Genomic DNA, 14,542 nt, shown 5'->3' on the forward strand with positions numbered 1-14,542 from the left:
CGCCACCCGTCTCGGATCGGCCGCCATCGGCATCCCTTCGTCCTGCGCTGCTCGTCGTCACGCTCTTCCTCGACTCAACCACACGCGCGATTCGATGTATTCCGCGGTCGCCCGTGACCGGCGAACACAGCGAGCCGGGGTCGAGGGGCGCTGGCTAGGCTGCGGAGGTGCCTCCACGCCAGCGCCCCGTCGGCCCCGTCGGCACCGTGACACGTGGGACGACGAACCCGAACCGGCTGCGACGCTGCGACCGCTGGATCGCCGGGCCCCAGGCGTGGCGCCTCCGGCGCAGTCGGACGCCCCCGGTCGTCGTCGACCTCGGCTACGGCGCCTCACCCATCACGGCGGTCGAGCTGCACGACCGGCTCCGGAGGGTGCGCCCCGACGTCCGGGTCGTCGGCATCGAGATCGAACCCGACCGGGTCGCCGCCGGCAAGCCCCTCGAGCGCGACGGCCTGACCTTCCGCCTGGGCGGCTTCGAGGTGCCGCTCGACGACGGCGAGCGCCCCACCGTCGTGCGTGCCTTCAACGTGCTGCGCCAGTATACCGAGGACGAGGTGCCGGCCGCCTGGGCCCTCGTGCGGGAGCGCCTCGCCCCGGACGGGCTCCTCGTCGACGGCACGTGCGACGAGATCGGCCGGCGCGCGTCGTGGGTGGCGGTCGACGAGACCGGCCCCGTCAGCCTGACGATCTCGCTCCGGATGGGCGGCCTCGAGCGTCCGTCCGACATCGCCGAGCGACTGCCAAAGTCGCTCATCCACCGCAACGTGCCGGGCGAGCCCGTCCACGCGTTCCTCGCCGACCTCGACCGGGCGTGGGCCCGCAGCGCCCCCCAGTCGTCCTGGGGCGCGCGACAGCGCTTCCTCGCCGCCGTGGCCGAGGTCCGCGAGAGCTGGCCCCTGCTCGACGGACCCGCGCGCTGGCGGCTCGGCGAGCTCACCGTCGACTGGGCCGCGGTCGCTCCCCAGGCCCGCTGAGGAGCGCTCGGGAGGTTTGCGCCCTTTGTCCGGACCACCTCCCGCCCCACATTTCTCACAGGAAGCACCGGTCACCGACGGGCACGGGTCGGCGTAGCATCGGCACCATGTCGCACGGCGGCATGACCGCGTGGGGGCGAGGTCATGCAGTGAGTTTCTACACGCTCGACAGTGAGGGTTTCGGCGCCGTCGCGCGCTTCGTCGCGGCTGGGTGGGCTGGTGACGAGTGCGTCGTCCTCGTAGCCACCGGACCGCATCGCGCGGCCGTCGAGACCCTGCTGGTGGAGCTCGGTCACGACCCCGCCTCGCAAGCGGCCTCCGGCCGCTACCTCACCCTGGACGCCGAGGAGACGCTCGCCGAGCTGGTCGTCGACGGACACCTGGACGCGGACCTGTTCATCCGCCGTGTCGACGAGGTCGTCACCGAGGCCTCCGCGGCGGGGCGGCCGATCCGCGCCTTCGGCGAGATGGTCGCCCTGCTCTGGCAGCGGGGCCAGATCGAGGAGGCCATCAGCCTCGAGCTGCTCTGGAACCAGCTGCTGCGCGACTACGACTTCTCCCTCTTGTGTGCCTACCCGACCGGCGTCTTCGACCACGCCGAGCTCGTCGACGTCCGCCGGGTCTGCGACCTGCACACCGACCTCATGCCGGTCGACGACACGCCCTCGACCGACGGCGCCCAGCTCTCCCTCGGCCACGCATGCTCCCGCGTGTACCTGCCGACGGCCAGTTCGGTGCCCGCCGCCCGGCACTTCGTCGTCGACGTCCTGAAGGCGTGGGGCCACGACAGCCTCACGGCAGACGCGGCTCTCATCGTCTCCGAGCTCGCGACCAACGCCGTGACGCACGCGGCCTCCCCGTTCCGGGCCGTGGTGGACCGGCGTCGGGGCGGCCTGCGGATCGGCGTCGAGGACGCGGCCCGAGCGACGCTCGAGCGACGAGCCGCCCAGGCCGACGACATCAGTGGACGAGGCGTCGACATCGTCGCGGCGCTGTCCCAGCGCTGGGGCTACAGCCCCATGCCCGGCGGCAAGGTCGTGTGGGCCGAGCTGCTGCTCGACCCGACGCGGTCACAGGCCGGCTGAGTCCACCCGGAGGCGAGCTCCGTCCGACACGACGTCCGTCGCTGCCGACCGTCCCCGGACAGCAGTATGCCGCCGGGCCAAGCCCGGCGGCATACGTTCGTTCGCGTGTCGTGCTGCGCGCGTCCTCAGCGGACGTAGTCGTCCTCGAGGCGCTCGATGTCCGACTCGTCGAAGTGGCCGAAGCCGACCTCGAGCAGGCGACCGGGGTGCTCGCCGGAGTTGCCCATGCGGTGGATCGAGTTGCGCGGGACCCAGACCGTCTCACCCGGCTGGGCACTCCACGTCCGGTCACCCACGGTGACGTCGATCGGCACGTCGAGGACCTGCCACATCTCACCGCGGTGGTCGTGACGCTGGAGGGAGAGCCGGTGACCGGGCTGCACCGTGATGATCTTGACGGTGACCTGCTCGTTGGAGACGAACTGCTGGAACTCGCCCCACGGCCGCTCGGCGACGAAGATGTCCTCGGTCGGGTTGCGGTTGCCCAGGTCGTACTCGTCCGCGGTGTGACGCGGCGACGAGACGTGCTGGTGCTGGTGGGCGTCGAGCTCGTGGTCGACGACGGCAGCAGCAGGCTGCTGGTCGGACATGGTTCTCCTATCGGTTGTGAGTGCACCAGTGTGCCGTACGCGGCGGGCCCGGTGTCCCGAGCGGGCGCGTGAGGGTCACCACCCGGTGTCGGAGCGCCCCCCGATGCCCCTGACCTGCCGCAGCGCCGGGCGCACGTCGGCGAGGTAGACGGCGGCACCCACGAACGCAAGCAGACCGAAGATGCTGAGCGGGTTGAAGAGGGTGACGAAGCCGATCGCGAGGGCGACCCCGAGCAGCACGAGCCAGAAGGTCCGCGTGCGCTTGCCTGCGGCGACGTAGGCGTTCTCGGGGTGGCGCAGCGCGTCGACGAACGCGAAGACCTCGCACCCGAGCGCGACGACGCCGACCACGAGGAGGATGACGCTTTGGAATCCCGAGTACAGCTGCATGGAGGAAGCGTAACCCGGCGCCGGGCGCCCGAACCCTCCCAGCCGGCTCCCGGACACCCGCGCGGTGGCGGGCCACGTGGGGTCGGTCAACGGTCGGTCAGGCGTCGACGACGAGCGTGAAGGGGCCGTCGTTGACGAGCGACACCTGCATCATGGCGCCGAAGCGGCCCGTCTCGACCTCGATCCCCCGCCCCCGCAGAGCCGTCACGAGGTCGTCCACGAGCGGCTCGGCGACCGGCCCCGGGGCGGCCGCGCTCCACGAGGGGCGCCGCCCCTTGCGGGTGTCGGCGTGCAGGGTGAACTGGCTGACGACGAGCACCGGCGCCCCGGCATCGGTGAGACTCTGCTCGTCGCGCAGGATCCGCAGCTCGGCGATCTTGCGGGCCATCCGCTCGACCTGCTCGGGCCCGTCGTCGTGGGTGACGCCCACGAGGGCCAGCAGACCGGGACGGTCGATGGCACCGACGACCTCGCCGTCGACCTCGACCCGCGCGCTCGTGACGCGCTGGAGCACCGCCCTCACGTCGACACCACCGCTCCCATCCGAGGCGGCTCAGACCCCGACGGCGACGACGGAGCCGACGGGCTGGCCGTGGCCGAGCACGGGCTGGCGCTCGAGCACGGCGAGGACGTCGTCGCTGCCGACGCCGATGCGCCGCATCACCGCAGCGAGCAGCACGCTCCGGGCGCGTGAGGAGCCGTCGGCGACCTTGACGGCGATGCCGCGACCGTCGGGCAGACCCACGGCGTAGACGGCCTCGGCGCCGTCCTTGGCGACGAGACCGTCGACCCCGCGGATCAGGGCGGTGACGTCGCGGTGCGTGCCGCCGAGGTACTCCGGGAAGTCACGGACGGCCCTGACGATCCTGGCCTCCGGACCATCCGACGCCGCGGCGAGACGGCCGAACGACCGGGCGAGGGCGCGGAGCGGGACGGCGTGGATCGGCGCGCCGCACCCGTCCACGGCGACGGCGCTCAGCTCGGCCCCGGTCAGCTCCCGCACGGTCTCCGCCACGGCGACCTGCAGCGGGTGCCCGGGGTCGCGGTACGTCGTGAGGTCCCAGTCGTTGACGACGCACGTCGCGAGCATCGAGGCGTGCTTTCCCGAGCAGTTCTGCGCGATCGACTGCCGCGGCAGGCCGCTCGCGATCCACCCGATGCGGGCGGACTCGTCGTAGGGGTAGTCGGGGGTGTTCTGCAGGTCGGCCTCGCTCAGGCCGGCGCCGGCGAGGATCTCGCGGGCGGCGTCCACGTGGAAGCCCTCGCCGGAGTGGCTGGCGCACGCGAGCGACAGGAGCCGGCCGTCGGTCGCGAGGCCGCTGCGGACCATCGCGAGCGCCTGCAGGGGCTTGCTCGAGCTGCGGGGGAAGACCGCGCCGCTCGAGTCCCCGATCTCGAGCTCGACCGAGCCGTCGGGGGCCGTGACGACGGCCGTGCCGTGGTGCACCGACTCGACGAACCCGTCCCGCACGACGTGCGCGACGATCGGGGCGTCGGCGAGCGCCGCGCTGACGTGGGTGGTGGACGAGGAGAGGAGAGCGGACACGTCCCGCAGTATGCCGGAGCGACGCAGGAGGGCCGCCACCCCGGGTGGGGGTGACGGCCCTGTCGTGCCCGTATCGCCGATGGAGCCGGCTCGAGGGGGCGACCGGTCAGGCGCTGGGGGCCGTGGTCGACGTCGTGCTCGTGGCGGTCGAGGCCTTCGTGGCCGTCTTCTTGGCCGTCTTCTTGGCCGTCTTCTTGGCCGGCGTGGCCTTCTTCGCGGCGGTCTTCGTCGCGGTCTTCGTCGCGGCCGTGGTCTTGGCGGCGGCCTTGGTGGCCGTCTTCCTGGCCGCCTTCTTGGCCGGGGCGGCCTTGCGGGCCACCGTGGCCTGCGGGTCGTCGGTCGTGGCCGAGCTGCGGGCAGCGACCTTGCGGGTCGTCGTGGCCTCGACCTCGTTGGCCTTGCGGGTGGCGGCCGACTTCTGGGCGGCCGACCTGCGGATCGCCGTCTCGTGCGCGGCGGTGCGCGTGGCCGGGACCGGCGCGGCAGCCGACTCGACGGCGTCGACGGAGGCGGAGACCTGCGAACCGACCTTCGAGGCGTCCTTGACGACGGCGCCCTTGATGGTCTTGGCGACCTTCTCGCCCTCGCTCACGGCGGTCTCGGCGACCCGGCGACCACGGGTCACCGTGGCGGTGCCGCGCTCGGCGAGGTCGAACGCCGTGCGCTCACCCTGGGCGCGGAGGTCGGTGACGACCTTCTCGCCGCGGGCGGCTGCCGCGTCGTACTGGTCCTTGGCGTTGCTCGCGATGACGAGACCCTCGTTGAGGACGCGGGCCGGGAGGTCCTGGGCCCGCGTGACGAAGCGCTCGGCATACGTCGTCGCGAGCTTCTGGAGCTCGGTGGTGCGGCCCTGGAGGTCGACGATGCGCTTCTGCAGGTCCTTCTGCATCTGGTCGGCCTCCTTCTTGGCACCCTTGCGCAGGTCGACGGACTTGGCCTGCTTGCGCGCGACCTCGAGCTGCTCGCCCGCGGTGCGGACCGTGTCGATCGCGATGTTCGCGGCGCCGACGACGGCGTAGAACGGCGTCGGGTCGACCTTGGCCTCGGGCATGCGGCCCTCGACCTGGACCAGCTGGCCGCGCACGTCGGCGACGGCGGCCTCGGCCTGCTTCTGGGCGTCCTTGACGGCCTTGGTGATCTTCTTGCTGAGTGCCATCTCAGTTCTCCTTCTCGTTGAGCTCGGGGGTCGCGGCAGCGGTCGTGCTGCGCGACGGGCGCCGGCGTGGTGCTGCGGCCGGCGTACGCGGTGGGCTGGGTGGGCTGGGTGGGTTGGGTGGGCGCCGTGTGGTCTCGGGTGTCGTCTCGTCGTCGCCGACGAACGACACGTAGATGTCGACGAGCACCGCGCGCTGCCGGTCGGTGAGGACCGGGTCGGCGGCGATGGCGGAGAGGACGTCGGGCCCGGCGGCAGGGTCGCCGTCGGCGACCCGCTCGTCGAGGATGCCGGCCCGGACGTAGAGCGACTCGGCGGAGACCTGCAGCCCCTTGGCGATCTGCTGCAGGATCTCGGCGCTCGGGCGCTTGAGCCCGCGCTCGATCTGCGACAGGTAGGGGTTGGAGACTCCGGCCATCTCGGCGAGCTGCCGCAGCGACAGCTGGGCGCTCTCGCGCTGCTCGCGCAAGTAGGCCCCGAGGTCGGGAAGCGGAAGTTTGCTCATGCCTCCATTGTGCTAACTACAGCAAGCAGAATGCAAACTCTGGACAGCGTGAGACCGCCCACACCGTTTCGCGCGCTCACGTCTGGAGCGCGCGATCGGTGCACCAGGCGCGGAAGATGTCGCGCGCCTGAGCCAGGTTTCGCGCGCTCAGGCCTGAAGCGCGCGAAACGGCAGGCGGTCCGGGCGGGTCTGCGGCCTGCGGGTCTGCGGCCTTCCGGTGAGCGGGTCAGCGGGTGCGGCGGTCCTTGACCGACAGGGCCTCGCGGGCCTCGGCGGTCGTCATCGGGGGGCGCTGCATGATCGTGGCGATCTCGGCGACCCGGGCCACGAGCTCGCTGTTGTGCGCGACCGGTCGCCCCTTGGCATACATGAGGTTGTCCTCCATGCCGACGCGCAGGTGGCCGCCGGCCGACAGGGCGGCAGCGACGATCGGCAGGTGCGCGCGGCCGATGCCGGTGGCCGACCAGCTCGTCACCTCGGGCGGGAGCATCGCGACGCCGGCGAGGAGCGCCTGCGGGGTGCCCGGCATCGACCCCGGCACCCCGGTGACGAAGTCGACGTGGACCTTGCCGCCGTAGGGCAGGCCGCACTCGTCGATGAGCCGGCGCAGCGCGTGCACGTGGCCGAGCTCGAAGAGCTCGAACTCCGGCACGACCTCGCGCTCCTGGGCCTGCCGGTAGAGGTCGACCATGAAGCCCCAGGGGTTGAGGAAGACGCCGTCGCCGAAGTTCGTCGTGCCGCACGTCAGGGAGCACGAGTCGGGGTCGGCGTCGAGCACGGTGAGGCGCTTCTCGAGCGGGTCGGTGATGGAGCCGCCGGTCGAGAGCTGGACGATGAGGTCGGTGGCCTCGCGGACGCCGTCGACGGCCTCCTTGAGGAAGGCCGGCTCGAGCGTCGGCTGGTGCTCACGGTCGCGAACGTGGATGTGGATGAGCGCCGCACCCGCGCGCTCGCAGGCGACGGCGGTCTCGACGAGCTCCTCCGGCGTCGTGGGCAAGGCGGCGACGTCCGCCTTCGCGGTCTCGGCGCCGGTGGGCGCGACGGTGATCAGGGTGCTCGCGGCGGTGCGTGCGGTGCTCATGCCGCACATCCTGCCAGCGCCGGCTGGGGCGTCGGTCAGGGGGCGACGATCGTCGTCTGCGCGGCCGAGAGGTCGTCGACGAGGAGCTCGAGGGTCGGGTCGGTGTTGCGCTTGATGACGGCGAGCGCGATGGGCCCGTCGACGTGGTGGCGCCCGACGGAGGTGACGCGGCCGATGACGCGGTCACCCGCCCGGACCTCGCTCCCCTGCGCCGGCAGGACGTGGCCCGAGCCGTCGAGGTGGAGGAAGACGAGGCGGCGCGGCGGACGGCCGAGGTTGTGCACGCGCGCCACGGTCTCCTGGCCGCGGTAGCAGCCCTTCTGCAGGTGCACCGCGGTGCGCAGCCAGTCGAGCTCGTGGACGATCGTGCGGTGGTCGGTCTCGAGGCCGAGACGCGGACGCCAGGCGGCGATGCGGAGGGCCTCGGCGGCCCAGAGGCCGGCGAGCGGCCGATCCCCTACGGCCGCAGCGAGATCGGCGCGCGGGACGAGCACCTCGCGCCAGGCGCGCTCGGTGCCGGGGTGGTCGTCGACCGGGCCGTATGCCGTCGTGTCGCCGACGAGGTCGGGCCACGGGTCGCGCCAGGCGAGGGGCTCGCCGTCGACGGACTCGCTGGCGTGCGGCTCACCGAGGACGGCCCAGTCGTCGGTGACGAGGGCGACCTCGACGCGCAGCATGAAGCGCATCTTGTCGAGCCACTCGACGAGGGCCGGACCGGCGCCGGGCTCGGTCGTGATCCACGTCGTCGAGCCGTCGTCGACGATGTGGAGCGAGTGCTCGACGTGGCCCTTGGGACTGAGGATGAGTGCCTCGCGCGACTGGCGTGGCTCGAGTCCGAGGAGGTGCTGGGTGGTCAGCGAGTGGAGCCAGCTGACCCGATCCTGACCGCTGACGGTGACGACGTCGCGGTGCGAGAGGTCGACGACCGCGAGACCCTCCTCGAGGAGGCGCTGCTCGCGCATGGGATCGCCGTGGTGCAGGGCGACACCGGCTTCGAGGCCCTCGCCCGCCACGGCACCCGGTCGCGACAACAGGGGGCTCCTCGTCGTCGGTCGGGTCGGCAGCTCCAGGTCGCTCATGCCCGGTGGAACGCTCGCGGCGTCCACCTCATTCCACGCGCTTGAGGGTGGCGGACACGTGGCTCTGGAGCTCCTGGCCCACGGCGGCCATGTCCATGACCCACAGCAGGTTCGACTCGACGAGGCCGTACATCCGCGTGGCGGCGTTGTACTCCTTCGCCCCGGGCGCGCGGAGGACGCCGTCGGTCTTGAGCTGGATCTTGGCGGGCTCGATCTTGCCGTAGTAGAGCTCGAGGATTCCGGTGGGGTGCGCGAGGAGCAGCTCGACCTCGCCGTTCTCGAGCGGGCGCCAGAAGCCGGACTCGACGGCTGCCGGGCGCACCTTGGCGCCGTTCTCGGAGTCGAGGATCCAGGCACGGCTCTCCCACTTGAGGAAACCGCGCCCGTCGTGCGTCACCTCGACCTCCTGACCGAAGTGCGCGGACTCGATCGTCGGGTAGCCGACGACGCCCGCGCCCTCCCAGCGTCCGATGAGCCACGCGAGGGGTCGCAGCGGCTCCGGGATGTCCTGGTCGAGGTTGAACATGCGCCCGATCGTAGCCTGATCCCATGGACACCCCCGTACGCTCGCTCGTCGTCAAGGTCACCGCCGGCACCGAGGCTCCCGAGCGCCTCTCACAGGCCTTCACCGTCGCCGCGACGGCCGTCGCGAGCGGCGTCGACGTGTCGCTCTGGCTCACGGGTGAGTCGACGTGGATGGCGGTCCCCGGGCGTGCCGAGGAGCTCGAGCTGCCGTATGCCGCCCCGCTCGGCGACCTGCGCGACGCCGTGCTCGCGGGTGGCCGGCTCACCGTCTGCACGCAGTGCGCGGCCCGCCGCGAGCTGACCGAGGACCAGCTCGTCGACGGAGCGGTCATCAAGGGGGCTGCGGTCTTCGTCGAGGAGGTCATGGCGCCGGGCGCCCAGGCCCTCGTCTACTGACCCACAGAACGTGGCCTTTCGACGGTGAGAGACGACAGGCCATGGCCACTCGACGGGTGAGGACCGGCAGAACGTGGCCTCTCGACGGTGGAGGACCGGCAGAACGTGGCCTCTCGACGGTGGAGGACCGTGGGCGGGGAGGGTCAGGTGAGGACGGAGAAGAGGTGCACGACGGCGCCGACGACGAGCACCGACCCGGCCCCGGCACCGACCTGGCCGCGGACCGAGAGCATCGCCGGCTGCAGCGCGAGCACCCGGCGGAACGACCAGGACACCGTGCCGACGGCGGCACCGATCCCGAGCGCCTCGAGCGTTCCGACCTCGCCGCGGAGCGAGGCGCCGACGACGGCGGCCAGCACCGCGGCCGCGAGCGCCACGAACCCGAGGAAGGGCGTCGCGCCCCGGACCCCGACGAGCAGGTCGGTGACGACGGCCGCCCCGACGGCCGCCATGGCGACGACCGCGACCGCCTGCCCACGGTCGCTGTTGGCGGCGACGACGGCCGTCGTGCCGGACGCGACGACGACGAGGCCGCCGAACGACGACAGGAGCGTGAGGACGAGCCCCTCGCGGCCGGTGCGCCGGACGAGCTGACCGAAGAAGGCGAGCAGGATCCCGAAGGCGACCGCGGCAGGCACCCACAGCAGGTCCTGGCGCAGGGCGCTGAGCACGATCGCCACGGAGGCGACGGCGAGCACGACGGTCGTCGCCATCGGCGTCCACGACCCGGTGAGGAGCGGCCAGCCCCAGGCCACCGCGAGAGCGAGCGCGAGGGTCACACCGAGCGTGGCGGCATACCCCGTGCCCTGGGCGACGAGGAGGGCCACCGCGGACAGGAGCGTCGCGGCGATGCTGAACCAGCGGATGCGGTCGGCACCCGCGGGCGACAGCGGGACGTGGAGCGACCCGGCGCCCGCCGAGGCGTCGGGACCGGGCTCGCGGAGGGCCGCGTTGTCCTCAGGCACGGGGGCCATTGTGCATCACCCGCCGGCGAAGGGTGGCAGCACCTCGACGGTGCCGCCGTCGCTCACCCGGACGTCACGGCCGACCTTGCGCCCGTCGAGCAGGAAGCTCGCGACCCGCGCCACCCGGGCGAGGTCGGGGTGGGCGGCGACGGCCGCGTCGACGACCTCACCCACCGTCGCGCCGGTCCGCGTCTCGCTGTCGACGCCGGCCGCCGCCCGCGCCGCCGCCCAGTAGCGCATCGTGACGGTCGCGAGGGCCGGCCCGGCCGTCGGGGCCGTGCGCGACTCGGGTCCACTCGAGGCCATCTCACTCCGTCTCATCGTTGGTGCGGTCCGGTCCGCACGTGACCAGTCTCGCCTATCCTGCATGAGATGGCCCGACTGCTGCTGCTCACCAACGCGCTGGCCCCCAGCGCCGAGGTGCTGCCTGCCCTCGGGCTGCTGAGCCACACGGTGCGCATCCTGCCCGCCGAGGCCACCGCCCTCGTCGACTCCCCCGACTGCGACGTCGTCATCATCGATGCGCGACGGGAGCTGGCGAGCGCACGCTCCCTCTGCCGGGTGCTGCGCACGACGGGGATCGGCACCCCCCTGCTGGCCGTCCTCACCGAGGGCGGCCTCGCTGGTCTCACCGCGGAGTGGGGCCTCGACGACGTGCTGCTCGACTCCGCCGGACCCGCCGAGGTCGACGCCCGTCTGCGCCTCGCCATGACGAAGGGCCAGGACGACGACGCCGACCTCGACCTCCCGATCACCTCGGGCGAGCTCGTCATCGACGAGGCGTCCTACTCCGCGAAGTTCCGCGGCAGCCCGCTCGACCTGACGTACAAGGAGTTCGAGCTCATCAAGTACCTCGCGCAGCACCCGGGACGCGTCTTCACCCGCGCCCAGCTGCTCCAGGAGGTCTGGGGCTACGACTACTACGGCGGCACCCGCACGGTCGACGTGCACGTGCGGCGCCTCCGCGCCAAGCTCGGGCCCGACCACGAGGCCCTCATCGGGACGGTCCGCAACGTCGGCTACCGGCTCGTGCCCGACCGCGCCGAGGCCGCGGCCACGCAGCCCGCCGACGCCTGAGCCGACCCTCGCTCGGGCCGCACGGCCCGGCTCCCACGGGAGCCGGGCCGTTCGTCACTGGAGGTGCGAGCTCACTGCTTGACGATGCGGGTCAGCGCGCCCGGGGTGTAGGGCGAGTTGGCCTTGAGGTAGTCGGAGAAGGCCTTGATGTCGAGGCCACCGAAGTACTTGCCCGTGCCGAGCGTGAAGGCCGGGAAGCCGTCACCTCCGTCGGCGAGGAAGTTGTTCGTCACGATCCGGTACGACTGGCCGTCGACGATCGGCGCGCCGCCCAGCGTCACCGCCCCGAGCGTCGTGCCCGAGTAGGTGTAGCTGAAGCCCTTGCTCACCTGGAGGATCTTGGGCGAGGTCGCGTTCACACCGGACCACTGCTGTGTGAGCAGCGTCTTGATCTGGGCGCCGGTCATCGTCAGCGAGACGAGGTAGTTGTTGAACGGCTGGACGTTGAACGCCTCCTCGTAGGTGACGTCGCCCGCCGGCTCACCGTACGGCGAGTTGGCGTACGTCAGGTCGGTGCGGATGCCGCCCGGGTTCATGAAGGCGATGACGGGGGTCTGGCCACCCGTGACCACCGTGGGGTCAGAGAGCTGGGCGTCGGCGATGAGGTCGCCGAGGGCCGACTCGCCGCCGTTGTTCGTGGCTCGGGTGATGTCACCGGTGATGCTGCCGATGACGGCCGAGGCGATGGGCCGGACGAGCTCCTTGTAGGTGCTGATGAGCTGCGTCTGGAAGGGGTCCTTCTGGACCGTCCGCGTCACGATGTGGTTGGCCGACTCCTTCATCGTGGGACGCACGATGTCGGACGTACGACGGTCGTAGGTGACAGTCGTGTCGGTGTACAGGCGACCGAACGAGGAGGCGGACGTGACGAGCCGGGACTTGCCGGCGCCGTCGGGCAGGTCGCAGACGTACGGCTGGTGCGTGTGCCCGGTGACGACCATGTCGATCTCAGGGGAGAGCCCGGAGTTGATCGCGAGGATCGGCGAGCCGGCCTTGAGCGAGCCGCCGCCCTGGCAGACGTAGTCATAGGTGGGGTTGGCCTGGTACGTCTTGCCGTTGTAGGTCCAGGGCTGGCGGTTGAGGTCGCCGCCCTCGTGCAGCAGCACGACGATGGCGTTGACGCCCTGCGCCTTCAGCTCGGGAACGAGCGCGTTGGCCGTCTCGACCTCGTCCTTGAACTCGAGGCCGGCCACACCGGCTGCCGTCACGATGTTCGGCGTCCCCTCGAGGGTCATGCCGATGAAGCCGATCTTTGCCCCGTTGACCTTCTTGATCGCGTAGGGCGGGAGGATCGTCTTCCCGGTCGCCTTCTCGATGACGTTGGCTGCGAGGAACTGGAAGCTCGCTCCGTCGAACGATCCGTCGGGGCACGAGTTCTGGTCGTCCTTGCCGTCGCCGTCGTCGATGCATCCACCGGACTGGAGGCGCTGGAGCTCCTTGTAGCCCTCGTCGAACTCGTGGTTGCCGACGGCGGACACGTCGAGCTTGACGGCGTTGAGCGCCTCGATGGTCGGCTCGTCGTGGAACGCGGCCGACAGCAGCGGCGAGGCGCCGACGAGGTCACCGGCCGCCACGGTCAGCGAGTAGGGGTGGCCCTTGCGGGCTTCGGCGAGGTGCGTGGCGAGGTACTCGACCCCACCTGCGCTGACGTTGACGTCGGCGGCCTCGTCGGTGATCTTGTCGCCGTCGGCGTCCGCCGTGTCGAGCACGTGGTCGACGACGATGCGGCCGCTCGAGCCCGACGGGGGCTCGAGGTTCCCGTGGAAGTCGTTGAACGACAGGATCTGGATCGGGAACTGGGTCTTGCCCGGGGCCTTGCTCGTGTCGGGCCCCGCGGTGGGTGCGGCGAGGGCCGGTGCCGCGAGAGCCGCGGCGCAGATCCCTGCGACGGCGACGCCCAGGGTGCGGCGGGTGGAACGGGACATGTCTTCCCCTTGATCAGCGGTGTGGATCGCGTGCCCATCGGCACCTCCGGGAGGCTAGTCCGCGGAAGACGCCGAGAGGGGCTTGCTCGGTAACGGTGTTGTGAACTGCTGGTACAGCGCCGACCCCGGGTGCGTCCCGGTGCCGTGAGTTGCGTGCGGGGCCCCCGAGCCCTGACCGGACGATAGCCCGGAAGACCGACGGGCGGGAGACCACGCGGCGTCCTTGTGGTGGAATCGCCGTATGCCGCGCCCGACGGTCGCCCTGCGCGACGCGACGAACCCGCTCACCCCCGACGAGTCCGCCGCCGTGCTCGAGCTGGCGTCCGCCGCGGCGGCCGCGGACGGCTCGGAGCCGCTGTCGGAGCAGTTCCGCCTGTCCGTCCGGGCCCGCGAGCACGAGGGGGTGGACCACTTCCTCGCCGTCGGTGCCGACGGGTCGCTCGTCGGCTACGCCCAGTCGCGCTCGGGCGACGGACCGCCGTCCGGCGAGCTCGTCGTCGCGCCCGACGCCCGCCGGTCCGGCGTGGGCACGGCACTGCTCGCGGCCCTGCCGGACGGCATACGGCTGTGGAGCCACGCGACCGGGGCGGCGGCCGACGCCGCCACGGCGTTCGCGCGCGCCACCGGGCTCGTGCCGGTGCGCTCGCTCCACGTCATGGGTCGCTCGCTCCGCGACGGGCCCGCGTGGCCTCCCGCGTCGCTCGACCCGAGGTATGCCGTCCGCTCCTTCGAGCCCGGACGCGACGAGGAGGCGTGGCTGGCCCTCAACGCCGCCGCCTTCGCGCACCACCCGGAGCAGGGCTCGCTGCGCCGGGCCGACCTCGACCGGCGGATGGCCGAGCCGTGGTGGGACCCGGCCGGGCTCGTCCTCGTCGTCGAGGCCGCCGAGCCCGACGTGCTCGCCGCCTCGCACTGGACCAAGGTCGACCCGCCGGACGGTGACGTCGGCGAGGTCTACGTCGTGGCCGTCTCACCCGACCGCCAGGGCCAGGGCCTCGGGCGGGCGGTCACGGTGCTGGGCCTGGACCACCTGCGCTCGCTCGGCCTGGCCCGCGTCGTGCTCTACGTCGACGAGGACAACGTCGCGGCCGTGCGCACCTACGCCGCCCTCGGCTTCGAGGACGTCGAGGTGCACCGGCAGTTCGCGCGGGCGGACGAGCCGGACAACACGGACGGCGCGGACGGCGCGGACGGGGTCTCCTCGCCTGCCCTCGGCTGAGACGAGTTCACCCCCACGTCGCCTTTCGG

At 72.2% G+C, this 14,542-nt stretch carries 17 protein-coding genes; 5 read left to right on the forward strand and 12 right to left on the reverse strand.

Annotation, left to right across the window (positions count from 1 at the left end; translation table 11 throughout):
- Window positions 1-167 precede the first annotated feature (167 nt).
- Window positions 168-977 (forward strand): class I SAM-dependent methyltransferase, encoded by an 810-nt coding sequence (locus ACSSS0_RS06735; RefSeq protein WP_487230508.1) that lies wholly within the window; start codon window positions 168-170, stop codon window positions 975-977.
- A gap of 149 nt (window positions 978-1,126) precedes the next feature.
- Window positions 1,127-2,062 carry an MEDS domain-containing protein gene (locus ACSSS0_RS06740; RefSeq protein WP_487230509.1) on the forward strand — a complete coding sequence of 312 codons (936 nt, stop codon included), beginning with the start codon at window positions 1,127-1,129 and terminating at the stop codon, window positions 2,060-2,062.
- Between the two features lie 125 nt (window positions 2,063-2,187).
- Here the strand turns inward: ACSSS0_RS06740 and ACSSS0_RS06745 are convergent, their stop codons facing one another.
- The 9 genes from ACSSS0_RS06745 to ACSSS0_RS06785 form a co-directional block, all read right to left on the reverse strand.
- The gene (locus tag ACSSS0_RS06745; protein ID WP_020145718.1) at window positions 2,188-2,652 is read right to left on the reverse strand and encodes a phosphomannose isomerase type II C-terminal cupin domain; all 465 of its coding nucleotides are present in this window, start codon (window positions 2,650-2,652) and stop codon (window positions 2,188-2,190) included.
- A 75-nt stretch (window positions 2,653-2,727) separates the two neighbouring features.
- Window positions 2,728-3,042: a DUF2516 family protein gene (locus ACSSS0_RS06750; RefSeq protein WP_487230510.1), complete on the reverse strand. Its 315-nt coding sequence runs from the start codon at window positions 3,040-3,042 to the stop codon at window positions 2,728-2,730.
- Window positions 3,043-3,139: 97 nt separating this feature from the next.
- Window positions 3,140-3,565, reverse strand: coding sequence for a D-aminoacyl-tRNA deacylase (gene dtd / locus ACSSS0_RS06755; protein ID WP_435984749.1), 426 nt, complete (start codon window positions 3,563-3,565; stop codon window positions 3,140-3,142).
- A gap of 30 nt (window positions 3,566-3,595) precedes the next feature.
- Window positions 3,596-4,588 (reverse strand): asparaginase, encoded by a 993-nt coding sequence (locus tag ACSSS0_RS06760; RefSeq protein ID WP_487230511.1) that lies wholly within the window; start codon window positions 4,586-4,588, stop codon window positions 3,596-3,598.
- Window positions 4,589-4,694: 106 nt separating this feature from the next.
- On the reverse strand, window positions 4,695-5,744 hold the full coding sequence (locus ACSSS0_RS06765) for a hypothetical protein (protein ID WP_487230512.1): 1,050 nt from the start codon (window positions 5,742-5,744) through the stop codon (window positions 4,695-4,697).
- Window position 5,745: 1 nt separating this feature from the next.
- Window positions 5,746-6,246, reverse strand: coding sequence for a helix-turn-helix domain-containing protein (locus tag ACSSS0_RS06770; RefSeq protein ID WP_487230513.1), 501 nt, complete (start codon window positions 6,244-6,246; stop codon window positions 5,746-5,748).
- 226 nt (window positions 6,247-6,472) lie between these two features.
- Entirely contained in the window at window positions 6,473-7,327 is an 855-nt protein-coding gene (locus ACSSS0_RS06775) for a beta-keto acid cleavage family enzyme (protein ID WP_487230514.1), read from the reverse strand.
- Between the two features lie 35 nt (window positions 7,328-7,362).
- Complete coding sequence (gene ygfZ / locus ACSSS0_RS06780) at window positions 7,363-8,406, reverse strand: CAF17-like 4Fe-4S cluster assembly/insertion protein YgfZ (protein ID WP_487230515.1); 1,044 nt, start codon at window positions 8,404-8,406, stop codon at window positions 7,363-7,365.
- Window positions 8,407-8,434: 28 nt separating this feature from the next.
- Window positions 8,435-8,932, reverse strand: a complete 498-nt coding sequence (locus ACSSS0_RS06785) for a heme-binding beta-barrel domain-containing protein (RefSeq protein WP_030199640.1) — start codon at window positions 8,930-8,932, stop codon at window positions 8,435-8,437.
- A 23-nt stretch (window positions 8,933-8,955) separates the two neighbouring features.
- On the opposite strand from ACSSS0_RS06785, the gene ACSSS0_RS06790 reads away from it, so the two are divergent.
- Complete coding sequence (locus tag ACSSS0_RS06790) at window positions 8,956-9,327, forward strand: DsrE family protein (RefSeq protein ID WP_435984743.1); 372 nt, start codon at window positions 8,956-8,958, stop codon at window positions 9,325-9,327.
- Between the two features lie 143 nt (window positions 9,328-9,470).
- Here ACSSS0_RS06790 and ACSSS0_RS06795 read toward each other — a convergent pair whose 3' ends face one another.
- Entirely contained in the window at window positions 9,471-10,301 is an 831-nt protein-coding gene (locus ACSSS0_RS06795; protein WP_487230516.1) for a hypothetical protein, read from the reverse strand.
- Between the two features lie 6 nt (window positions 10,302-10,307).
- Entirely contained in the window at window positions 10,308-10,598 is a 291-nt protein-coding gene (locus ACSSS0_RS06800; protein ID WP_435984741.1) for a MoaD/ThiS family protein, read from the reverse strand.
- Window positions 10,599-10,664: 66 nt separating this feature from the next.
- On the opposite strand from ACSSS0_RS06800, the gene ACSSS0_RS06805 reads away from it, so the two are divergent.
- Window positions 10,665-11,369: a response regulator transcription factor gene (locus tag ACSSS0_RS06805; protein ID WP_487230517.1), complete on the forward strand. Its 705-nt coding sequence runs from the start codon at window positions 10,665-10,667 to the stop codon at window positions 11,367-11,369.
- A gap of 71 nt (window positions 11,370-11,440) precedes the next feature.
- Here ACSSS0_RS06805 and ACSSS0_RS06810 read toward each other — a convergent pair whose 3' ends face one another.
- Entirely contained in the window at window positions 11,441-13,294 is a 1,854-nt protein-coding gene (locus tag ACSSS0_RS06810) for a bifunctional metallophosphatase/5'-nucleotidase (RefSeq protein ID WP_487230518.1), read from the reverse strand.
- Between the two features lie 241 nt (window positions 13,295-13,535).
- Between ACSSS0_RS06810 and mshD the strand changes: the two genes are divergently transcribed.
- The gene (gene mshD, locus ACSSS0_RS06815) at window positions 13,536-14,513 is read left to right on the forward strand and encodes a mycothiol synthase (protein WP_487230519.1); all 978 of its coding nucleotides are present in this window, start codon (window positions 13,536-13,538) and stop codon (window positions 14,511-14,513) included.
- Window positions 14,514-14,542 lie beyond the last annotated feature (29 nt).

It is taken from the genome of Terrabacter sp. R4-6, assembly GCF_057529065.1.